Genomic DNA, 21,174 nt, shown 5'->3' on the forward strand with positions numbered 1-21,174 from the left:
GAGCTAAGGCCTGAGGGCGTAAACCGCATCCTTCATCGATGCAAGATGGCGGCTGTCGCGTTTTTCCGCTAACGCGGATACCCGAACGCGACAGCCTATGAACGAGCCTGCTTTGAGGACGCGTCCGCCGCCTTTTCGGCCACGGCTTCGGCGGCTTCCTGCTTCTCGCGCGCCAGCTTCTGCTTGACCTGATCGCGCTCGATCAGCCGGGCCGCCCAGATCGACACCTCGTAGAGCAGGATGGTCGGGATGGCCAAACCGATCTGGCTCATCGGATCAGGCGGCGTCAGCACCGCCGCGACGACGAAGGCGATGACGATCGCCCATTTGCGCTTCTCGGCCAGCGCCTTCGACGACAGCATGCCGACGCGCGTCATCAGGCTGGTCACCACCGGCAGCTGGAACACCAGGCCGAAGGAGAAGATCAGCGTCATGATCAGGCTGAGATATTCCGACACTTTCGGCAGCAGCGAAATCTGCACCTGGTCGTCGGTGCCGGCCTGCTGCATGGCGAGGAAGAACCACATCACCATCGGCGTGAAGAAGAAATAGACCAGCGACGCTCCCATCAGGAACAGGATCGGCGATGCGATAAGGAACGGCAGGAAGGCGTTGCGTTCGTTCTTGTAGAGGCCTGGCGCGATGAATTTGTAGATCTGCGTGGCGATCAGCGGAAAGGCGATGACCATGCCGCCGAACATGGCGAGCTTGACCTGGGTGAAGAAGAATTCCTGCGGCGCCGTATAGATCAGCTCGACCTTGTGCGGATCGAGCCCGGCCCACTGCGTGGCCCACTTGAACGGAACGACCAAAAGATTGAACAGCTTCTTGGCAAAGAAGAAGCAGACGAGGAAGGCGACGAAGAAACCGCCGATCGACCAGATCAGCCGCCGGCGCAGTTCGATCAGATGCTCCATCAGCGGAGCCGACGACTTCTCGATCTCGTCCTTTTCGCTATCCGTAATGCTCACTTGGCGGCCCCCGCCGTCTTCTTGGACGCGGGCTTCGTGGCCGGCGCAAGCTTCGGCTCAGCCTTTGCGACTGCCTTCGGTGCAGCAGCGGGCTTGGTGGCGGCTTTTCCAGGTGCAGCCTTGGCGGGCGCCGCTGACGGCTTGGCCGCAACCTTCGCCGCAGGCGCCGGCTTTGCCGGTGCTGCCTTGGCTGCCGCTGTTTTGGTTGCCGGGGCCTTTGATATCGCAGCCCCCTTGGCGCGCGCGTTTCGTGGCGCTGCTGTTGCTGCACCCGGTGTCACCACCGCCTGATCGGTCATCGCCGGAAGAATCGGCGCCGCCGGCGCTGTTTCCGGTCCGTTGACACCCGGCATCACCGTCGCGCCGTTCTTGAGCGGCTCGGCCGGCTGTGGTGTTTCTGCCGCGGGCGTTGAGGGGTCGACGGCGGGCTTCGGCTTCATCACCGCATCGACGCCGGAGCGAACCTCGGCTGCCGCCTGTTCGAACGGATTGAGCTGCTTGCGAATCTCGGCCGCCGGATTGAGGCCGCGCAGCGTATCGACAGACTTCTTGACGTCGTCGAGCTCGGCTTCCTTCAACGCCTCGTTGAACTGCTTCTGGAAGTCGGAGGCCATGGCACGCAGCTTCGCCGTCGTGCGGCCGAAGGTGCGCAGCATATTGGGCAAATCCTTGGGTCCGACGACCACGATCATGACGATCGCGATCACCAGCATTTCGGTCCAGCCGACTTCAAACATGGCAATCAGTTCCGACTAGTGCTTGTCGCCCAAAAGTGCGAAGCGGTTTTGGGACAACGACTTGCACAAAAGCAACAACCTTCGGCTCAGCTCTTGCTGGCCTTTTCCTTCACTGCCGAAACGGTCTCGTCCGGGCGGTGCTCGACGGTGCGCTTGTCTTCGGCGGTATCGTCGTCGGCCATGCCCTTCTTGAAGCTCTTGATGCCCTTGGCCATGTCGCCCATCAACTCGGGTATCTTGCCGCGGCCGAACACCAGCAGCACGATCACCAGCACGATCATCCAGTGCCAAATCGAAAATGAACCCATTGTAACTCTCTCTCGAATGTTTTCCCTGGCGATGATCTATGCGTTTTCGCGTTGGGATTCAAACACAACAGCGACAAAGTTTATGAAGGCGCGGCTTATGTCACGCATTTTCGGCAAAGCTGCCCGCTACCAATCGGCGCATCTACCGCAGCAATGCAGCTTTTTGACAGCGGCTTGCGGTCAATCTTCCGTGACGCGCGGCGTCAGCAGGCCGAGTTCCTCGAGATCGATGTCGGTCAACGCATCCTCGTCCTCGGTCAGCGCGTCCGGATCGGCCGGCGGCAACGGGATGGCGAAATTCGACGGCATGCGGCCGGAGAGCAGCCCTGCCCCCTTCAGTTCGTCCATCCCGGGAAGATCGCGGATCTCCTCCAGTGCGAAATGGTCGAGGAAAGTGTCTGTCGTGCCGTAGGTGACGGGACGGCCGGGCGTGCGGCGGCGGCCGCGCATGCGCACCCATTCCGTTTCGAGCAGCGTATCCAGCGTGCCCTTCGAGGTCTCGACGCCTCTGATGTCCTCGATCTCGGCGCGCGTCACCGGCTGGTGGTAGGCGATGATCGCCAGCACTTCGAGCGCCGCGCGCGACAGCTTGCGCTGCTGCACCGTGTCGCGGCTCATCAGGAAGGCGAGATCGCCGGCGGTACGGAACGCCCAGGCATCGCCGACCCGGACCAGATTGACGCCGCGCCGCGCATAGATCTGCTGCAGCTCAGCCATGGCAGCGGCTATGCTGATGCCGTCGGGCAATCTGGCTGCGAGCTGCTTTTCGCTGACCGGCTCGGCGCTGGCGAACACGATCGCCTCGGCCATGCGTATGGCTTCGGCCATATGCAGCCGTTCGCCAGGATTCAGAAGCAGGGTATCAGTCGGATCCTGGGCGACAATGCCCTCCTCGGTCTCTTCTTCGACCTTGAACGGAATGACCGAAGCGTTGGCGCGTTCGCTCATGATGCCACCTCGACTGCCTTGATTGGCTGCGCGCGGCCGCGCAGATAGAGCGGCGCGAACACCTGGTCCTGCCGCATCTCGATGCTGCCTTCGCGCACCAGTTCCAGCGACGCCGCAAACGAGCTGGCAATCGCGGTACGCCGTTCGTCCGGGCTGGTCAGGTAATTGATCAGATAGCTGTCCAGCGCCGTCCAGTCGCGCAGCGAGCCGATCAGCCGGGTCAGGATATCGCGCGCATCCTTGAGCGACCACACGCCACGCCGGGCAATTGTCACATTGGTGATCGCCTGTTTCTGGCGCTGCTGCGCATAGGCGGTGAGCAAATCGTAGAGCGAGGCCGAATAGGCGTTACGCTTCTCGACGATGACCATTTCAGGCATCCCGCGTGCAAACACGTCGCGGCCGAGCCGGTTGCGGTTGACCAGCCTTGCCGAGGCGTCGCGCATGGCCTCCAGACGCTTCAGCCGGAACTGCAGCACCGCGGCCAGTTCCTCGCCGCTTTCGCCTTCCTCGCCGGGCTGCTTGGGGATGAGGAGCTTCGACTTGAGGAAGGCCAGCCACGCCGCCATCACCAGGTAGTCGGCGGCAAGCTCAAGCCTCAGCGCCCTCGCCGTCTCGACGAAGGTCAGATATTGCTCGACCAGCGCCAAGATGGAAATCCGCGACAGATCGACCTTTTGGTTGCGGGCGAGATGCAGCAAGAGGTCGAGCGGACCTTCGAACCCGGCGACGTCGACGACAAGCGACGGGTCGCCGGTGACCCGTGAATCGTCGTTCTCGGCCCACAGACGGTCCATCGGTGCGGCCTTCGCAGCCTTGCTGTCCAATGTCTCCGCCACTTGTTCCTTACCTCTGGTTAGAGCATGATGCCGAAACGTGTGAAGCGGTTTTCGGACGACATCATGCTCTCTCTATCTAATTTAGAGACGGATTCAGATTTCAGGTCGAACAGACCTGAAATCATCCGTCTCTAGGCCACCGCGTCGAAATAGGTGGCAAACTCGGCGCGTATCTCGGTTTCGTCGGCCCGGTCGCGATCCCTTATATAGGTCAGCGCCCGCTTGGCGCGCTCCAGCGACGTCCCTTCAAGTCCCGTGGTTCGCGATGCGATGCCCGCCATCTCCTCGAAAACGCCATTGCAGTGAAGGACCAGATCGCAGCCCGCCGCAAGGATCGAGGCCGCCTTTGTCGGGAAATCCCCAGAAAGTGCCTTCATCGAGGTGTCGTCGCTCATCAACAGCCCGTCGAAGCCGATCTCGCGGCGGATGATCTCGTCGATGACCTTGCCCGACGTGGTCGCCGGGTTGTTCGGATCGATGGCGCTGTAGACGACATGCGCCGTCATCGCCATCGGCAGATGGCTAAGCTCGCGGAACGGGGCGAAATCATGCCGCTGCAGGTCGCTCAGCGAGGCATCGACCACAGGCAGTTCGAAATGCGTGTCGGCAAAGGCGCGCCCATGGCCCGGAATGTGCTTCATGACCGGCAGCACGCCGCCCGACATCAGCCCTTCCGCTGCCGCGCGGCCGAGTTCGATGACCGGGCGCGGCTCCTTGCCATAGGCGCGCGCGCCGATGACGTCGCTGGCGCCCTCGATCGGCACGTCCAGCACCGGCAGGCAATCGGCCGAGATACCGTAGCGCAACAGGTCGAAGGCGTGCAGCCGCGCCATCAGCCAGGCAGCCCGGGTGCCGGCATCATGGTCCTTGCGCCACAATGCGCCGAGCGCGCCGCCGGCGGGATAGTTCGGCGCCAGCGGCGGCCGCAGGCGCTGCACCCGGCCACCTTCCTGGTCGATGAACACCAGCGCATCGGGGCGCCCGATACAGTCGCGCATTTCGGCAACCAGATCGCGGATCTGCTCCGTTTCGCCGATGTTGCGGGCAAACAGGATGAAGCCCCACGGGCATTCATTGCGATAGAAACGGATTTCTTCGCGGGTCAGCGATTTCCCGGCACAGCCGAGGATCATGGATTTTGATTCGGTCATTCCGCCAGTTTAGGGCTTCGCGCCGCCAAAGGGAATCTCCCCGGACGGCAAGCGCCTCAACCTCTCGCCCATCCACATGAAAAAGCCGGCGCGACCCTTGGGAACGCGCCGGCTCTGATAGTTGGATCCGGCCTTACCGCGACACGAAGCAGTTGCCGCCGGCAGCCTTGTAGCTGGTGCACAGATTGATCGCATCGTTGCGCGACTGCGCAGGCACCCGGACACGGTAGAAGGTGCCCTTGCCGGCGATCTCCGCCTTGACGATGTTGGCGGTGCGACCGGCGAGCACATTTCCATAGCGGCGCTGCAGGTCGGCGTAGTTGGCCTGGGCGCTTTCGACCGTCGGCTGCGAAGCGATCTGCATCGACCACGAACCGCCCGATGTCGAAGCCGTCGCCGGAATGGAGGCAACCTGGTCGGGCTTGACCTCCCCGACCACGTCGACCGGCTGGTCGGACGGGCGCTGCGGCGCCACGGCAACCGTCTGCGGCGTGTTGGCGGACTGGGTCTCAGCCTTCGGCGCAGCCGCCGGCTTCACCGGCTTGGCGGTCTCGGCACTTGCCTGGTCGCTATCTGCCTGATCGACAGGCGCCACGGTGCCGGTCTGCTCGGCATCGGCCGAACGGGCGACGTGCTGCGGCGCCGGGTCAAGCGGCTCAGTCGCCGCAACCTGCGGCGCGGCCGGCGTCGAGTCCTCGCGGGCCACCAACGAGCCGTCGGGCTTGACCACCATGGTCCGAACCTTGCGCGGGGCAACGGCGACGGTATCGGGGTTCTTGTCGGCTTCCTGCAGCACCTGCGCGATGCGGTCCTCGGACTTTGGCGCCGGCGCGACAGCCGCGTCGGGGTTGCCGGCAGCTTCGGGGTTGCCGGCAGCGTCGGGGCCTGGGGCAGCGCCGGTATCGTCGGGCGACAGATCGACGACGCGGCTTTCAGGCTCCTGCGCCTTCACATCGACCGGCTCTTCGGTGTTGGTGACCAGCTTCTCCTGAACCGGCTCGGCCGGCTTGGTGCCCTTGGCGACCGCATCATAAACCTTGTTGTCCTGGTTCGGCACCACGGCGCCGCCCGGATTTTCGGGCTTGACCTTGATCGGCCTGTTGTCGGCTTTGACAATGACCGGCGCATCGCTGCCGCCCTTGCCGCCGTACGACAAGGCGAAGGCGCCAAGACCGCCGGCAATCGCCACCGCAGCAACGACCCCCGCGACCAGCAGGCCGCTCCTGCGCGGCCGTGCGGCTTCCTGCTCGGCGAGGCCCGGCACCGCCATCGCCTCGTCCAGATCCGGATCGTAGTCGAGTTCATCGACCGCGAAATCGTCGGCCTGCGAAACCGGCTGACTGCCGGGCAGATCGTCCATGTCAAAGCCGCCAGCGGCATCGGCGTGGTGAGCTTGCGTGGCTGCAAGCACTTCGGCTGGCCGCGCTGCATAGGCGCGCTGGTCGAGCTCGTGGCCCGAGCTGAAGCCGGAACTGTAGGAATCGTCATCATAGCCGGCACTGCGTGCGGCAGTGGGCGATGCCACTTCCACCGCGTTCATCTCGTTGAGCATGCCGGCGAATTCGGCGTCGATGTCGTCATAGGCGGCCGGCTCGTCTTGCTCGAAGCTGAGTTCTGGAATGTCGAGGTCGTCGGCAATCGCCACCACACGCTCGGGCACATCGATCGTCTCGACATCCGGCATCTCGGCGTGAGGCGGCGCCTGGCGCGATGGCGTCGGCGCCACATAGGCAGCAGCTGCAACCGACTGGTCGCGATAGGTTGGCGCTGCTGTTGGCGGCGTGGACGGCTTTTCTGCAAAAGAAGCTTGCGGCTGCGCTGCAAAAGAAGGTTGCGGCTGCGCTGCAAAGGAAGGCGGGGCCGGGGTGGGAGTCACGCGGCTCCACGAACGCGCCGGCTCCGGCGGCGTCGAGCGCCAATCGCCAGCGACCGGTGCTGCCGTGTCCTTACCGAGATCGATGCCCTTGGCGAGCGCCGCATCGAAGGCGTGATCATTGAACTCGATCTCGGGCTCATGGCTCTCAAGTTCGCCGGCAAGCAGATCGTCGAAATCGGAATCGTTTGCCTGGGCCTCCTGAGGAGCCGGCGCGTGTTCGTCCAGGTCCCACTCGAGATTATCGACCGGAGCGACTGGCGTCGCGACGGACCGCTGTACCGGGGCAACCGGCTCATAAGTCCTGGTGGGCTCGATGGCGGCAGCCCTGGTGGGCTCGGTGACGACCGGAATCGGCGCGACTGGCGCCGGGCGTGGTGTGGTCATGGCGCCAAGCAGCGCGTTGAGTTCATCTTCCAACGTCCGTTCGTCAGCGACCGGAGCGGCCGGGGTCGCCATATTGGTAGGCGCCACATAGGCTGGTGCGACCGGAGCTAGCTGAACCGGAGCGGGTGCGGTCTCGGCTACCGGCTCGTGATCGGCAAGCGCATCATCGATGCTCAGATCGCAATCGTCGAATGCTTCGTGCGCAGTCTCATGAGAGGGGCTGGCCTCCACGGTCCAGGCCGGCGTCTCGTCCACTTCCGGCGCATCCATCTCAACCGGCGCGCTGACCTGCAGATCGCTCTCTTCCGGATCCTCGGCCTCAACAGGCTGAGCCTCGAAAGCCTGCGGCTCGAAATGCTCGGCTGCAAAATCCTGGGCTGCAAAATCCTGAGCTGCAAAATCCTGGGCCGCAAAGTCCATGTCGACATCGGCCATCGCGTCATCGAAATGACCCGCAAAATCCTCGTCGGCAACAGTGTGGTCGGCGACTCCGACGGCGTCGAAGGTATGGATCGGCGCCTCGGCTACTGGCGCGGCATACTGGTCCTGCGCCGGCGCAGGACCGTCCAGCGTCAGCTCGTCTTCCAGCGACATCGAGACGGCATTGTCGAAATCATCGTCGAACGCGAGATCGTCGGCAGTCGCAGCAGCAACCTGGGCGACATCTGCGGCATGGGCGACGGTCGCATCGTCATCGAGCAGCAACCCCTGCTCGAGCGAAGCGGCAAGCTCGTCATCCATCGGCAGGTCGTCTTCGAGCGGCGATACGTTTTCCAGCGAGCTGGCGACGGCATTGTCGAAATCATCGTCGAATGCAGCTTCGTCGAATGCGGGCTCGGCAAACGAAGGTTCGGCAAACGAGGGTTCAACGGGAGCAGCCGCAGCCTGCGGGGCAGCGCCGAAATCCAGATCGGCGGCATCGTCGAAGACGAAATCATATTCCAGCGAAGCAGCCAGCGCATTGTCCATCGCGGCATCGGTGGTTTCGAAAGCCGGCTCGCGAATCTCGGCAGCAGAGTCGTAGGGTTCAGCGGCAGGCTGGTGAACCTCGGGAGCTGGCTGGCTGGCCTCCATGGAACCGACTTCATCGCCGAATTCGCCCATCAACTCCTTCTCGAGGTCGATGTCGAAATCGCCCTCGTCCGCAGCCGTCTCGACGGCTGGCGCCTGCGGCTTGACCGGCTGGCGCGGATCGAAACCCATGATCCTGGTCAGTTCAGCGAACGGATCATCTTCGGCGATGTCGTTGTTGTCGGCTACTCTCAGCTGGGTTCTGTCTGCCATTATTGTTCCCGAACTCGCACTCATTCGGACGCCATGGACGTCGCGTAGGGTTGGCCCTTACCAGCGCAATGTGGGCAAATGGTGACAGGTGTTTTAGTTAAACCTAACGCATCTCAGTGGGCGCATCAGCCCCAATCAGCGTCAGGCCGGAAGTCAAAACATCCGAAACAGCCTGCACCAGCCCTAGTCTGGCATGAGTCAATTGTCGGTCGTTAACCTTAACAAAACGTAAGTCGGGATTCTCGGTGCCCCGATTCCAGTGTCCATGGAAGGTGGAAGCCAGATCGTAGAGGTAGAATGCCAGCCGGTGCGGCTCCAGCGCAAGGGCCGCGGATTCGATCAGCCTTGGATATTCAGCCAGCTTCCGGATCAGGCCGATCTCGCCCTCGTCGGTGAGCGACGCCGAGGCCGCGGCCAGGCTGTTGCGGTCGAAATTGGCCTCGCCCAGTTGCTCGCTCGCCTGCCGGAACACCGAATGACAGCGCGCCGAAGCGTACTGCACGTAGAACACGGGATTGTCCTTGGACTGTTCGGTGACCTTGGCGAAATCGAAGTCGAGCGGCGCGTCGCTCTTGCGGTAGAGCATCATGAAGCGGATAGCATCGCGGCCCACCTCCTCCACCGCTTCGCGCAAGGTCACGAAGTCGCCCGACCGCTTCGACATCCGAACCGGTTCGCCATCGCGAAACAGCTTCACCAGATTGCACAGCAGCACCGTGAGTTGCAGCTTCAGATCATCGCCTGCAATCGCCCGCGCCAGCGCTTCCAGCCGCTTGACGTAGCCGCCATGGTCGGCGCCCAGCACATAGATCAGGCCGACGAAACCGCGGTCGACCTTGTCCTTGAGATAGGCGACGTCGGCGGCGAAATAGGTGAACGAGCCGTCGGACTTGACCAGCGCCCGGTCCATGTCGTCGCCGACCGCCGTCGAGCGGAACAGCGTCTGCTCGCGGTCTTCCCAGTCGTCCGGCTTCTCGCCCTTGGGCGGCGGCAGCTTGCCCTTGTAGATATGGCCCTTCAGCGTCAGATCGTTGATCGCCGAGCGGATCCTCCTGGCATTGTCGGCATGCAGCGTGCGCTCGGAGAAGAAAACGTCGTGATGGACATTGAGCAACGCCAGATCCTCGCGGATCATCACCATCATGGCGTCGATCGTGCGGTCCTTGACGATTACCAGCGACTCATCGTCGGGCATCTGCAAGAGCTTGCGGCCAAATTCGGCAGCCAGCGCCTGACCGACCGGCACAAGGTAATCGCCGGGATAGAGACCGGCCGGTATCTCGCCAATGTCGTCGCCCAGCGCTTCGCGGTAGCGCAGGAAGGCCGAACGCCCGAGCACGTCGATCTGCGCGCCGGCGTCGTTGATGATGTATTCCTTGGTGACGTCATAGCCGGCGAAGGCCATCAGATTTGCAAGCGTGTCGCCGACAACCGCGCCCCGGCAATGGCCGACATGCATCGGCCCGGTCGGATTGGCCGAGACATATTCGACATTGGTCTTCTTGCCGCCACCAATGGTCGAGCGGCCGTAGTTTTGCCCCTCGCCCAGCAGCGCAGTCAGATGTGCCTGCCAGAAAGCGTCCTTGAGCCGGAGATTGACGAAGCCGGGACCGGCGACGTCGGCTTCGGCAACATCGGCGTCGCTGCGCAGCACTTCCACCAGCCGCTCGGCCAGCGCGCGCGGGTTCTGCCCGGTGGGCTTGGCCAGTACCATCGCCGCATTGGTGGCGAGATCGCCATGGCTGGCGTCGCGCGGCGGCTCGACGGCGATGCGCGACAGGTCGGGCGAAACGCCATTACTGTCTTTCAAATCAAGCGCTTCGACGGCTTTTGTGATTCGCGCGCTGAAATCGGCGAAGATGTTCATGGGTCTTGCTCTGGCGGACTGTGCAGGGGAACCGGCTCATTGGCCGGCAAATCGCGCCCGCCCTAGCTTAAATCGGGCGTATGGTCAAACAGACGGCGGTGTTCCTTCAAGGCGTAGGTATCCGTCATCCCCGCCAGGAAATCGGCGACGCTGCGCGCCTTGATGCGGTCCTCCGCCCGGTCGAGCCCCTCCCGCCAGCCGTCCGGCATGGCGCGCGGATCGGCGAAATAGACATCGAACAGGTCGCGCACGATCTGCTCGGCCTCAGTGCGAACGCGCATCACCTCGTCATGCCGGTAGAGATGCTTGTAGAGAAAGGTCTTCAATTCCTTCTCGGTCGCGGCCACGTCAGCGGAAAAGGTCACCATCGTTTCGCCCGCCGCCCGCACCGCTTCGGCGCTGTCAGGCTTGATGCGCTCAAGATTGGCGGTGGTGGAAACAATGACATCCTCGACCATCATCGTGATCTGCCGGCGCATCAGCTCATGGCCGGTGCGCACATCGTCCAGGCCCGGATAGCGCGCGCGCACGCTTGCCAGGATCGATCCCGGCAGCGCCACCGTTTCCAGCATGTCCAAGGTCAGGAAGCCGGAGCGCAGGCCGTCGTCGATGTCATGGGTGTTGTAGGCGATATCGTCGGCGATCGCAGCACATTGCGCCTCGATGCCGGCGAAATGGTCGAGTTCGAGGTCGTGCAGCTCGGAATAGTCGCGGATCGCCTGCGGCACCGGGCCTTTGAGCCCTTTTCCCTTGGCATCTGTCAGCGGCCCATTGTGCTTGACCAGCCCTTCCAGCGTTTCCCAGGTCAGGTTTAGCCCGTCGAACTCGGCATAGCGCCGCTCCAGCCGCGTCACCACGCGCAGCGACTGCGCATTGTGGTCGAAGCCGCCCCATTGGGCCATCCGCTCGTTCAGCGCGTCCTCGCCGGTATGGCCGAACGGCGTGTGACCGAAATCGTGCACCAAGGCGACCGCCTCGGCCAGATCCTCGTCGCCGCGCAGCGCTCGCGCCAGAGCCCGCGCAATCTGCGCGACCTCGATCGAATGCGTCAGCCGGGTGCGATAGTGGTCGCCTTCATGGGCGACGAACACCTGCGTCTTGTGCTTCAGGCGGCGGAAGGCGGTGGAATGGATGATGCGGTCGCGGTCGCGCTGGAATGGCGTGCGAGTCGGGCTCTCGACCTCGTCATAGAGCCGCCCGCGCGACCTGGCTGGGTCGCTGGCATAGGCCGCGCGCGGCCGATAGCCGAACCCAATGTCGCCAAGCTCATTTGTCATGGCTGATGCCGCCGCAGTTGACTTGCCCCTTCGCGCTTCATACCTATCATGTGAAACCGAAAGCAAGGTGACGCCCATGGGCGCTGATGCCAAGACTGCCATGAAAGTCGAGATGACCGAGTCCGCCGCCAGGCGGATCGCGAAAATCGTCTCTGGCGAGACCGGCAAGACGGCGCTGCGCGTCTCCGTAGAGGGCGGCGGTTGCTCCGGCTTTTCCTACAGGTTCGACCTGGTCGATACGCGCAATGACGACGACGTCGCCATCGAAAAGGACGGCGCCACCGTGCTGATCGACGATTTGTCGCTGGTCTATATGGGCGGCTCGGTGATCGACTTCGTCGACGATCTGATGGGCCAGTCGTTCCAGATCCGCAACCCCAATGCAGTCGCCTCCTGCGGCTGCGGCACCAGTTTCTCCATCTAGGCAGATGTCCGGCGTCGGCCAGGTCCGTCAGGTCGCACTGTCGGCCGGGCGCGATCTCGACGTGACGCTGGCCTTCTGGCGCGATGTGCTCGGCCTCAACGTTCACGCCCGCTACGATCCGCCGGGCATTGCCTTCATCATGGCCGGTGATATCAGGTTGCTGTTCACCGATGGCGTTCCGGCCGGCACCGTCTATCTCGATATAGCCGGGCTCGAAGCCTTCCACGCCGAGGCGAAAGCGTCCGGCGTTCCCTTCACCGCACCGCCGGCGCTCGTCCACAACGACACCGAAGGCACGTTCGGAACGGCGGGGGAAAGCGAGTGGATGGCCTTTCTAAAGGACCCGGCAGGCAATACGATCGGGCTTGTCGAACGTCTTTCGCCCGAACATCCCTGAGGCCGCCCATGAAAATCGTCACCTGGAACATTAACGGCATTCGCGCCCGCATCGGCAACCTCACCCACTGGCTGAGCGAAAGCCAGCCCGACATCGTCTGCCTGCAGGAGATCAAGTCGGTCGACGAGCAGTTCCCGCGCGCCGAGATCGAGGCGCTTGGCTACAACGTGGAAACCCATGGCCAGAAGGGCTTTAACGGCGTCGCCCTGCTGTCGAAGCTTCCGTTCGACGAGGTTATCCCAGGCCTGCCCGGTGATGACACCGACGAGCAGGCGCGCTTCATCGAGGGCGTGTTCTCGACCGACCAGGGCGCGCTGCGCGTCGCCTCGCTCTATCTGCCCAACGGCAACCCGGTCGATGACGAGAAGAAGTTTCCCTACAAGCTGGCCTGGATGGAACGGCTGCATCGCTGGGCCGAGCAGCGCCTGCTTCTGGAGGAGGCGCTGGTGCTGGCCGGCGACTACAATGTCATCCCCGAGCCGTTCGATGCGCGCTTCCCCGAGAACTGGCTTGGCGATGCGCTGTTCCAGCCGCAGACCCGGCAGGCCTTCCGGCGGCTGAAGAATCTCGGCTTCACCGAGGCAGTGCGCGCCGTCACCGATGCGGCCGATGTCTATACCTTCTGGGATTACCAGGCCGGTGCCTGGCAGAAGAACAACGGCATCCGCATCGACCATCTGCTGTTGTCGCCCGAAGCCGCCAACCGCTTTTCCTCGGCCTCGATTGAAAAGCACGTGCGCGCCTGGGAAAAACCTTCCGACCACGTGCCGGTGGCGATCGATCTGGCGCTGCTGCCGGCTTGATATCAGCCGAAACCCTGATATCGCCACAATCGCGCCATTCAGTCAGAGATCAGCATGGCGGCTGGGGTTCCATGGCACTACGATTCCTCCTTTGTCCAATCGGCCTGGCATTTGCCATGGCCTCCCCTGCAGCGGCACTTGCCGACCAGCAGTGCCTGGCCAATGGCAAGTCCTACCAAGTCGGCCAGGTCACCTGCCTGACGGTTTCAGACAAGAGCCATATGGCCCGCTGCGACCTGGTGCTCAACAACACCTCATGGACCAAGATCGGCGATACCTGTCCCGACAGCACGATTAAGCCGCATCTTCACGTCACGCCGATCTCGATGCCGGTGTACAGAGCGATGCCGGCGGAACTCACCGAGAACTGATGGATGTGAGCTAATCTCCCCCCTTGAGGGGGAGATGGCCGGCAGGCCAGGGGGGAGCGCGAAGAAAGGCGACCTTTCGGTCAAACAAGCTCACCCTCTCAGTCCAACCCGGGCAAACTTTAGTCAACTGAAATGCCAGCGGGACAGCGCCCCCCTCTGCCCTGCCGGGCATCTCCCCCACAAGGGGGGAGATTGGCAATTTCACTGGTCGTCACCACCCTTGGTGAGAAGATCGTCGGCAAGCGAAATCGCCGTGCGGCGGTCGGCTTCGCCGGCGGCGGCAAATGCCTCTTCCTGCATGCCGCGGATCCACGGCTGGTCGCTCGGCGAGGCGCGTTCGAGCGCGGCGGTCATCATGGCCAGCCCGCGCACGATCTTGCCGCTCTGGAACAGAAGATTGCCGAGCGTCGCCTGGGCGCCGGCATGGCCCTTTTCGGCAGCGAGCTGGAACCAGCGACCGGCCTGCTTGACGCTGGCCTTCACGCCGCCCTCGCCCTTCAGGAACATCTGGCCCATCTCGAACTGGGCGTTCGGATTGCGGTAGTTGGCGGCCGCACGCATGTAATATTCCTGCGCCGCGACCTCGTTTTCCTCGACCGGGCTACCGGGAATGCCTGTCCTGAGATAGTCGCCCAACGCCACCAGCGCGTCGGAGACATAGCTTTCCTCCGGCGACCCCGGCTCGACATCCTGATCGACGATCTCGGAGAAGAACTTGAACGCCGCATAGTCGTCGCGCGTCACGCCGTCGCCTTCGGCATACATGCGCGCGAGCTTCCAGGTGGCGCCGATCTGGCCGTTTTCGGCGGCGTATTTATAGGCCTCGACCGCCTGTTCCTTGTGGCCGCTCTTGTAGGCGGAGAAGCCGAACTGGAACACGGCCCATGGGCTCGATTGCGGCTTCACGCCGGTCTTGTCGTCGAACACCTTGTCGTCGAAGGCCATGGCCTGGCCCACGGCGCCAAAGATCGCAACAGCGACCAGTGCCGGAAGGACAGACGACCTCAACAACTCAGATATCCGCATAGCAATGTGTTTCTTTGGCACCGCCGGGATGGGTGACCGCGCCGTCGCGGGCTGGCCCTACCGTCTGTGCATATTTCCAGATCGCGCCCGACTGATAGTCGGTCGTGCGCGCCTTCCAGGCCTTCGCCCTCGTTGCCAGTTCAGCCTCGGACAGGTCGACCTCGATCGTGCCTTTGGTTGCGTCGATCGAGATCACGTCGCCATCCTTCAGCAGTCCGATCGGGCCGCCAACGGCAGCTTCTGGCCCGACATGGCCGATGCAGAAACCGCGCGTCGCGCCCGAAAAACGACCGTCGGTGATGAGGGCGACCTTGCCGCCCATGCCCTGGCCGTAGAGCGCCGCCGTCGTCGACAGCATCTCGCGCATGCCCGGGCCGCCGCGCGGACCTTCGTAACGGATGACGAGAACCTCGCCTTCCCGGTAGTTGCGGTGCGTGACCGCCTCGAAACATTCCTCTTCCGAATCGAAACACCGTGCCGGACCTGAGAATTTCAGCTCCGTCATGCCCGCGACCTTCACGATCGCGCCTTCGGGGGCAAGGTTGCCCTTCAAGCCCACGACACCGCCGGTTTGGGTGATTGGTCGGTTGGCGGGACGGACCACATCCTGGCTATCATTCCAGGCAACATGCTCCATGTTTTCGGCCAAAGTACGGCCAGTCACGGTCATGCAGTCGCCATGCAGATAGCCATGGTCGAGCAGCGTCTTCATCAACAGCGGAATGCCGCCGGCCTCGAACATGTCCTTGGCGACATATTTGCCGCCCGGCTTGAGGTCGGCGATGTAGGGCGTCTTCTCGAAAATCGCGGCAACGTCGAACAGGTCGAACTTGATGCCTGCCTCATGCGCGATCGCCGGCAGGTGCAAAGCCGCATTGGTCGAGCCGCCGGTGGCCGAGACCACGGTCGCCGCATTCTCCAGCGCCTTCAGCGTGACGATGTCGCGCGGCCGGATGTTCTTGGCGATCAGCTCCATGATCTTTTCGCCGGAGGCGAAATTGAAGCGGTCGCGCATCTCGTAAGGCGCCGGCGCGCCGCAGGAATAGGGCAGCGCCAGGCCGATCGCCTCGGCGACGGTGGCCATGGTGTTGGCGGTGAACTGGGCCCCGCAGGAGCCGGCGGACGGACACGCCGCCTGCTCGATCTCGAGCAGTTCGGCATCACTGACCGTGCCGACCGAATGCTGGCCGACCGCCTCGAACACGTCCTGCACGGTGATCTGGCGGCCGCGATAAGAGCCCGGCAGGATCGAGCCGCCATAGATGAAGATCGACGGCACGTTGAGCCGCACCATGGCCATCATCATGCCGGGCAGCGACTTGTCGCAGCCGGCAAGGCCGACCAGCGCATCGTAGCAATGGCCGCGCATGGTGAGTTCGACCGAATCGGCGATGACATCGCGCGACACCAGCGACGACTTCATGCCCTGGTGGCCCATGGCGATGCCGTCGGTGACGGTGATGGTGCAGAATTCGCGCGGCGTGCCGTTGGCGGCCGCGACGCCTTTCTTGACCACTTGCGCCTGGCGCATCAGCGAGATGTTGCAAGGCGCCGCTTCGTTCCAGCAGGAGGCAACGCCGACCAGCGGCTGCGCGATCTCGGCCGCCGACAACCCCATGGCATAGAGATACGAACGGTGCGGCGCACGCGCCGGACCGACGGTCACATGGCGGCTAGGCAGCTTGGCCTTGGAGATGACTTTGGCGTCCATTCTCTTCCTTGCCGCGGGCGGCGCGGCCTGCCTCATCGCCGAGCCTTTTGGCGCGTGTCCCGAGACAAATTCGAGGTGCGCCGGGTTTATGGCGGGAAATGGGCAATTTGGTCGGGCGGAAGTCTAGCGCGGGGGTTGTTCAGAAACTGTTGCCAAAACGTCACAATCGCGAGAGGCGACGCCCGTGCGGCGTATCTGCAACGCCAACTCTCGCCGACAAGGCTCGACGCGGTGCCCGCATAAGAAAAAGACCGGGGATGACCGGCCTTTTTCTTTTCAATTTGAAAGGCTTACCACTTCACCTTCAACGAAGTTGAAATGGCCGACACAAGATCGTTGCCGAAGTCAGCGGTGTAGTCCGTACCATAGGTGACGCCATCGTCGCCTACGACTGGATGGATCGACCCGCTGGTAAGCACGCCCAGCGCCCCACCAAGACGAACCTCGATGTTCTGGGTCGGCGTGTAAGCCACGCCACCGCCAACCGTCCAGGTGTCCGTCTGGGCGCTCAGACCGGTGGAGGTTCCGCGATCCCAGGTCAGAATGGCGGCGCCGCTCCACTGATCGTTGAACTTGTGACCGATACCGCCTGAGACCGTCCAGCCATCCCGGTAGAGCAGATCAAGCGATGTAGCGCGGGTGGGGCCGGTCGTGGTGCAAGCCCCCGGGGCGCCGGTCGGGCAGAATGGTATGCTCTGCAACACGCTCCAATTGACCCACTTTATGGATCCAAACGCGAGCCAACCAGGAGCAATACCTGACTGGAGCTTGAGTTCCAAAGACTCAGGCACCTCCGAAGAACCGCTTACGTCGGTTATGCGACCCAAAATCGGATTAGTTGGGTCGAGGAATCCGGGAACCTGGGTCAGATCAAGGGTCCCCGAGAGGTTGTCGAGCTTGACGGCTGAATTGTAGACCAGGCTGGCGCGCAGCGCGATATCAGGAATTTCATAGGCGGCACCGACGCGCCATCCCCAGCCGTCTCCCTTGAGATCAAGGCGCCCGATGCCTGTACCCAAAAATACGGGAAGCGGAGCGACCAGCTGTTCCTTGAAGCCCGAGACGTCCTCATGGAACACGCCGCCGATGAAACGAAACTGGCCTTTGCCGACGTCCATTTTGTACGAGCAGGTTCCGCCCACGGCCTCGCTCTTGACCTTGGTTACGATATTGCCGTTCGCGCCGGCCCAGTTAACGCCGGGATTGCTGTACGCACCGATCGGTTGGCCATAGTCGACAAGACAATCGACCGGGCCCATACCAGCCTTGATGCCCACGCTCGGCACCCAATAACTTGCGGTATCGCGGGCGCTGTTGGAAAGGCCCAACGCGTTAAGGGGGCCGTCAGCCGGATTCGCGTCCACCACATTCTTGAGGTCGCGCTGCGGCATCACATAGGTGCCGGTAACCTCGCCCGTGACCTGCGCGGGATCGAACAGCAGATCGATGTCATAGCCGCCGCGCTCCAGGCCGCCGGCATGCACGGAACCGATCAGACCCAGCGAAAAACACCCTGCCCCCAGCAGTGCTTTCAAACGCAAATTGCTCATGGATGTCCTCCCCGAAATACTAGTGCGTCAAGCTAGAACCAATTCGGGTTAACGGCGCAACAATGAATTCGAATAGCGTACATGTACACTCTAGCGGACCGCATTTCGAACACAGTGGCGGCCTGGCCGGTAGGTTCGAAAATGACCATTTGGGCGGCAGACTGGGGAACAAATCAGGTAAAACCGCTGAAAACAGCACCCAAAACCAGCTATTTTGCCGGCATTCTGCCCCATTGTTACATTATGGCAACAATGAGGTCGAAACTTTCCGTTTACGTCAATATTAACGTTACGGAACGCCTATTTTTCGAGCAAAAGAACCTTCGCGAAGCGCTGCAAGCGTCTCGCGAATCCGGCCGTCAACCGGCGTCGCGCACCCTGGTCAGCGCCACCGAAAGCTTCTCCTGCTGATCGCGGTATTCGTCGAGTTTTTCGCGCTCGGCCGCGACGATCTCTTCCGGCGCGCTGGCGACGAACCGTTCGTTCGACAGCTTCTTGTGCAACCGCGCGATTTCCTCGGTCACCTTGGCCAGTTCCTTCTGCAGCCGCGCCGCCTCGGCGGACAGATCGATCAGGCTGCCGAGCGGCAGGCAGATCGTCGCCTCGTTGAGCACGATCTGGGCCGAGCCCTTGGGTGCGGCGTCCTGCAGCGAGATGTCGCCGACCCGCGCCAGCCGCTTGATGGCGGACGCATGGCGTTCCAGCCTCTGGTGAGTCTCGGCGCTGGCGCCGACCACCACCAGCGGCGCGATCGCCGCCGGCGGCACGTTCATTTCAGAGCGCACGGAGCGAATACCGGAGACCAGATCGACCAGCCAGTTGATGTCGGCGGCTGCATCGGCGTCCTCGAAGTCGGGCGACGGCCAGGCGGCGTGGCACAGCAGCGTTGCGCGCGGCCTGCCCCCACCTGCCGTCTGCGCCCACAGCTCCTCCGTCATGAACGGCATCATGGGGTGAAGCAGCTTGTAGATCTCGTCGAGCACGAAGGCGACGCAGGCGCGGCTTTCGGCTTTGGCCGCCTCGTCGGCGCCCATGAACACCGGCTTCAGCAGTTCCAGATACCAGTCGCAAAACAGGTTCCAGACGAAGCGGTAGGCAGCGCCCGCTGCTTCGTTGAAGCGGTAGCCGGTGATGCCCTCGGTCATCGCGTGCGACGCCCTGGTCAGCTCGGTCAGGATCCAGCGGTTGACCGGCAGCTTGGCGTCGTTCAGCCAGAAATCGTCATTGCGCGCGACCTCGTTCATCTCGGCAAAGCGTGTCGCGTTCCACAGCTTGGTGCCGAAATTGCGGTAGCCGGCGATGCGCGCCGGATCGAGCTTCACGTCGCGCCCCTGCGCCGCCATCACCGTCAGCGTGAAGCGCAGTGCGTCGGCGCCAAACTCGTCGATGAGGTCGAGCGGATCGATGACGTTGCCTTTCGACTTCGACATCTTCTGCCCGTTCTTGTCGCGCACCAGCGCGTGCACATAGATGGTGTGGAACGGCTCCTCGTGCATGAAATGCAGGCCCATCATCATCATTCGCGCGACCCAGAAGAAGATGATGTCGAAACCGGTCACCAGCACGTCGGTCTGGTAATAGGTCTTGAGCTCCGGCGTTTGATCCGGCCAGCCGAGCGTCGAGAACGGCCACAGTGCAGACGAGAACCAGGTGTCGAGCACGTCCTCGTCGCGGCTCAGGATCTCGCCCGGCTTGAAATTCTCGAGTTTGTCCTCGACCCAGGCCTTCCATGGACCTTCCAGCGCCAGATAATATTCAATCGCTGCAGCCAACGCCTCTTCCTCTGATTTCTCGACGAAGACGCGGCCGTCCGGCCCGTACCAGGCCGGGATCTGATGACCCCACCACAGCTGGCGTGAAATACACCAGGGCTGAATGTTCTCCATCCAGTCAAAATAGGTCTTTTCCCAGTTCTTCGGCACGAAGTTGGTACGGCCTTCGCGCACCGATGCGATCGCCGGCTTGGCCAGCTCGGCGGCGTTTGCATACCACTGCTCGGTCAGAAACGGCTCGATCGGCACGCCGCCGCGGTCGCCATGCGGCACGGCGTGGCGATGCGGCTCGATCTTGTCGAGGAAGCCGCCGGCCTCCATCAGCTCGACGATTTTCTTGCGCGCGACGAAACGGTCGAGACCGTCGAGCTCGTCCCAGACGGCCTGGCGCTCCGGCGTCACGTCGAGCCCGGCGAGAAAATCCTCGTTATCCCTGAGCGTTATTGCCGCCTCGATGGTCAGGATGTTGATCGCCGGCAGCTTGTGGCGCTTGCCAACCTCGAAATCGTTGAAGTCGTGCGCCGGCGTGATCTTGACGGCGCCGGAACCCTTTTCCGGGTCGGAATACTCGTCAGCCACAACCGGAATTTTCCGGCCGACGATCGGCAACACGACATTCTTGCCGACCAGATGCCAGTAGCGCTCGTCGTCCGGGTGCACGGCGACTGCCGTATCGCCCAGCATCGTCTCGGGCCGTGTCGTCGCCACGGTGATGAATGTCCCAGGATTTTCCGGATCGAAAATCTCGCCCTCGATCGGATAGCGGAAGTGCCAGAGATTGCCATTGACCTCCTGCGGCTCGACCTCCAGGTCGGAGATCGCCGTCAACAGCTTCGGGTCCCAGTTCACAAGGCGCTTGTCCTTGTAGATCAGCCCTTCCTTGTAGAGGCTGACAAAAACTTCGAGCACGGCCTTGGACAGGCCTTCATCCATGGTGAAGCGTTCGCGCGACCAGTCCGCCGAGGCGCCGAGCCGCTTCAGCTGGTTGAAGATGGCGCCGCCGGACTCGGCCTTCCACTCCCAGACCTTGTCGATGAACTGTTCGCGGGTGAGATCGCGGCGATGTATCTGCTTTTCCATCAGCTGGCGTTCGACCACCATCTGCGTGGCGATGCCGGCATGATCCATGCCGGGCTGCCACAGCACGTTTTTGCCGCGCATGCGCTCGAAGCGCACGAGTATGTCCTGCAGCGTGTTGTTGAGTGCATGGCCCATATGCAGCGAGCCGGTGACGTTGGGCGGCGGGATGACGATGGTGAAGGCCTCCGCCCCCTCCTCGGCGCCGGCGCCGGCGCGAAATGCGTCCGCCTCTTCCCAGATTTTGGCGATCCTGGGCTCGACGGTCTTGGCGTCGTAGGTCTTTTCAAGCATGGGAAAATGGTCCGCGCGGTCGGGAGTTTTGCTGACCCGGTGTAAATCGGAAGGTTTTGGCCAAGTCAACCGCGAGGGCGGCCTCAGTCCTTCAACGCAAATAGGCG

Annotated in this window: 18 protein-coding genes; 5 read left to right on the plus strand and 13 right to left on the minus strand. The window is 62.9% G+C overall.

Translation table 11 applies throughout. The features are described 5' to 3' along the window. Window positions 1-95 precede the first annotated feature (95 nt). The 9 genes from tatC to X750_RS159365 form a co-directional block, all read right to left on the minus strand. A complete protein-coding gene (tatC, locus tag X750_RS159405; protein WP_023667686.1) occupies window positions 96-971 on the minus strand; it encodes a twin-arginine translocase subunit TatC in 876 nt (291 codons plus the stop codon). Beyond that, window positions 968-1,708 carry a Sec-independent protein translocase protein TatB gene (gene tatB, locus X750_RS159400; RefSeq protein WP_023739014.1) on the minus strand — a complete coding sequence of 247 codons (741 nt, stop codon included), beginning with the start codon at window positions 1,706-1,708 and terminating at the stop codon, window positions 968-970. Before tatB ends, tatC begins: the two co-directional genes overlap by 4 nt. 86 nt (window positions 1,709-1,794) lie before the next feature. Beyond that, the gene (locus tag X750_RS159395) at window positions 1,795-2,016 is read right to left on the minus strand and encodes a twin-arginine translocase TatA/TatE family subunit (protein WP_023681650.1); all 222 of its coding nucleotides are present in this window, start codon (window positions 2,014-2,016) and stop codon (window positions 1,795-1,797) included. Window positions 2,017-2,196: 180 nt separating this feature from the next. Then, entirely contained in the window at window positions 2,197-2,964 is a 768-nt protein-coding gene (gene scpB, locus X750_RS159390) for an SMC-Scp complex subunit ScpB (RefSeq protein ID WP_023707870.1), read from the minus strand. Beyond that, window positions 2,961-3,761 (minus strand): ScpA family protein, encoded by an 801-nt coding sequence (locus X750_RS159385; RefSeq protein WP_023667690.1) that lies wholly within the window; start codon window positions 3,759-3,761, stop codon window positions 2,961-2,963. The genes scpB and X750_RS159385 overlap by 4 nt, the downstream gene beginning before the upstream one ends. Window positions 3,762-3,934: 173 nt before the next feature. After that, window positions 3,935-4,954: a beta-N-acetylhexosaminidase gene (gene nagZ, locus X750_RS159380; RefSeq protein ID WP_023681654.1), complete on the minus strand. Its 1,020-nt coding sequence runs from the start codon at window positions 4,952-4,954 to the stop codon at window positions 3,935-3,937. A 133-nt stretch (window positions 4,955-5,087) separates the two neighbouring features. Further along, window positions 5,088-8,498 (minus strand): SPOR domain-containing protein, encoded by a 3,411-nt coding sequence (locus tag X750_RS159375; protein ID WP_023746758.1) that lies wholly within the window; start codon window positions 8,496-8,498, stop codon window positions 5,088-5,090. Between the two features lie 103 nt (window positions 8,499-8,601). Further along, the gene (gene argS / locus X750_RS159370) at window positions 8,602-10,365 is read right to left on the minus strand and encodes an arginine--tRNA ligase (RefSeq protein ID WP_023739016.1); all 1,764 of its coding nucleotides are present in this window, start codon (window positions 10,363-10,365) and stop codon (window positions 8,602-8,604) included. A gap of 62 nt (window positions 10,366-10,427) precedes the next feature. Beyond that, window positions 10,428-11,642, minus strand: coding sequence for a deoxyguanosinetriphosphate triphosphohydrolase (locus X750_RS159365; RefSeq protein ID WP_023716245.1), 1,215 nt, complete (start codon window positions 11,640-11,642; stop codon window positions 10,428-10,430). Between the two features lie 76 nt (window positions 11,643-11,718). On the opposite strand from X750_RS159365, the gene erpA reads away from it, so the two are divergent. The 4 genes from erpA (at window position 11,719) to X750_RS159345 (ending at window position 13,637) form a co-directional block, all read left to right on the plus strand. Continuing rightward, a complete protein-coding gene (erpA, locus tag X750_RS159360) occupies window positions 11,719-12,066 on the plus strand; it encodes an iron-sulfur cluster insertion protein ErpA (RefSeq protein ID WP_031242581.1) in 348 nt (115 codons plus the stop codon). Between the two features lie 4 nt (window positions 12,067-12,070). Continuing rightward, on the plus strand, window positions 12,071-12,463 hold the full coding sequence (locus X750_RS159355) for a VOC family protein (protein ID WP_023746760.1): 393 nt from the start codon (window positions 12,071-12,073) through the stop codon (window positions 12,461-12,463). Between the two features lie 8 nt (window positions 12,464-12,471). Further along, on the plus strand, window positions 12,472-13,266 hold the full coding sequence (gene xth, locus X750_RS159350; RefSeq protein ID WP_023746761.1) for an exodeoxyribonuclease III: 795 nt from the start codon (window positions 12,472-12,474) through the stop codon (window positions 13,264-13,266). Window positions 13,267-13,382: 116 nt separating this feature from the next. Then, on the plus strand, window positions 13,383-13,637 hold the full coding sequence (locus X750_RS159345) for a hypothetical protein (RefSeq protein WP_245271807.1): 255 nt from the start codon (window positions 13,383-13,385) through the stop codon (window positions 13,635-13,637). Between the two features lie 201 nt (window positions 13,638-13,838). Here X750_RS159345 and X750_RS159340 read toward each other — a convergent pair whose 3' ends face one another. The 3 genes from X750_RS159340 to X750_RS159330 all read right to left on the minus strand — a co-directional run bounded on the left by X750_RS159340 (window position 13,839) and on the right by X750_RS159330 (window position 17,924). Beyond that, window positions 13,839-14,663: a tetratricopeptide repeat protein gene (locus X750_RS159340; protein WP_023714413.1), complete on the minus strand. Its 825-nt coding sequence runs from the start codon at window positions 14,661-14,663 to the stop codon at window positions 13,839-13,841. Further along, complete coding sequence (ilvD, locus tag X750_RS159335; protein WP_023688211.1) at window positions 14,650-16,374, minus strand: dihydroxy-acid dehydratase; 1,725 nt, start codon at window positions 16,372-16,374, stop codon at window positions 14,650-14,652. Before ilvD ends, X750_RS159340 begins: the two co-directional genes overlap by 14 nt. A 290-nt stretch (window positions 16,375-16,664) precedes the next feature. Then, complete coding sequence (locus tag X750_RS159330; protein WP_023706011.1) at window positions 16,665-17,924, minus strand: OmpP1/FadL family transporter; 1,260 nt, start codon at window positions 17,922-17,924, stop codon at window positions 16,665-16,667. 81 nt (window positions 17,925-18,005) lie between these two features. Between X750_RS159330 and X750_RS1000000165655 the strand changes: the two genes are divergently transcribed. Beyond that, complete coding sequence (locus tag X750_RS1000000165655; RefSeq protein WP_156932363.1) at window positions 18,006-18,335, plus strand: hypothetical protein; 330 nt, start codon at window positions 18,006-18,008, stop codon at window positions 18,333-18,335. Here X750_RS1000000165655 and X750_RS159325 read toward each other — a convergent pair. After that, the gene (locus tag X750_RS159325) at window positions 18,284-21,067 is read right to left on the minus strand and encodes a valine--tRNA ligase (protein WP_023706012.1); all 2,784 of its coding nucleotides are present in this window, start codon (window positions 21,065-21,067) and stop codon (window positions 18,284-18,286) included. The genes X750_RS1000000165655 and X750_RS159325 overlap by 52 nt on opposite strands. Window positions 21,068-21,174 lie beyond the last annotated feature (107 nt).

The organism is Mesorhizobium sp. LNJC391B00 (assembly GCF_000502535.1).
Classification (GTDB): domain Bacteria; phylum Pseudomonadota; class Alphaproteobacteria; order Rhizobiales; family Rhizobiaceae; genus Mesorhizobium.

Excerpts from the sequence above, each read along its gene's own strand:
- tatB (WP_023739014.1), bottom strand. The coding sequence starts at position 1,708 with ATGTTTGAAGTCGGCTGGACCGAAATGCTGGTGATCGCGATCGTCATG.
- X750_RS159395 (WP_023681650.1), bottom strand. The coding sequence starts at position 2,016 with ATGGGTTCATTTTCGATTTGGCACTGGATGATCGTGCTGGTGATCGTG.
- scpB (WP_023707870.1), bottom strand. The coding sequence starts at position 2,964 with ATGAGCGAACGCGCCAACGCTTCGGTCATTCCGTTCAAGGTCGAAGAA.
- X750_RS159385 (WP_023667690.1), bottom strand. The coding sequence starts at position 3,761 with ATGGACCGTCTGTGGGCCGAGAACGACGATTCACGGGTCACCGGCGAC.
- nagZ (WP_023681654.1), bottom strand. The coding sequence starts at position 4,954 with ATGACCGAATCAAAATCCATGATCCTCGGCTGTGCCGGGAAATCGCTG.
- X750_RS159375 (WP_023746758.1), bottom strand. The coding sequence starts at position 8,498 with ATGGCAGACAGAACCCAGCTGAGAGTAGCCGACAACAACGACATCGCC.
- argS (WP_023739016.1), bottom strand. The coding sequence starts at position 10,365 with ATGAACATCTTCGCCGATTTCAGCGCGCGAATCACAAAAGCCGTCGAA.
- X750_RS159365 (WP_023716245.1), bottom strand. The coding sequence starts at position 11,642 with ATGACAAATGAGCTTGGCGACATTGGGTTCGGCTATCGGCCGCGCGCG.
- erpA (WP_031242581.1), top strand. The coding sequence starts at position 11,719 with ATGGGCGCTGATGCCAAGACTGCCATGAAAGTCGAGATGACCGAGTCC.
- X750_RS159355 (WP_023746760.1), top strand. The coding sequence starts at position 12,071 with ATGTCCGGCGTCGGCCAGGTCCGTCAGGTCGCACTGTCGGCCGGGCGC.
- xth (WP_023746761.1), top strand. The coding sequence starts at position 12,472 with ATGAAAATCGTCACCTGGAACATTAACGGCATTCGCGCCCGCATCGGC.
- X750_RS159345 (WP_245271807.1), top strand. The coding sequence starts at position 13,383 with ATGGCCTCCCCTGCAGCGGCACTTGCCGACCAGCAGTGCCTGGCCAAT.
- X750_RS159340 (WP_023714413.1), bottom strand. The coding sequence starts at position 14,663 with ATGCGGATATCTGAGTTGTTGAGGTCGTCTGTCCTTCCGGCACTGGTC.
- ilvD (WP_023688211.1), bottom strand. The coding sequence starts at position 16,374 with ATGGACGCCAAAGTCATCTCCAAGGCCAAGCTGCCTAGCCGCCATGTG.
- X750_RS159330 (WP_023706011.1), bottom strand. The coding sequence starts at position 17,924 with ATGAGCAATTTGCGTTTGAAAGCACTGCTGGGGGCAGGGTGTTTTTCG.
- X750_RS1000000165655 (WP_156932363.1), top strand. The coding sequence starts at position 18,006 with ATGTACACTCTAGCGGACCGCATTTCGAACACAGTGGCGGCCTGGCCG.
- X750_RS159325 (WP_023706012.1), bottom strand. The coding sequence starts at position 21,067 with ATGCTTGAAAAGACCTACGACGCCAAGACCGTCGAGCCCAGGATCGCC.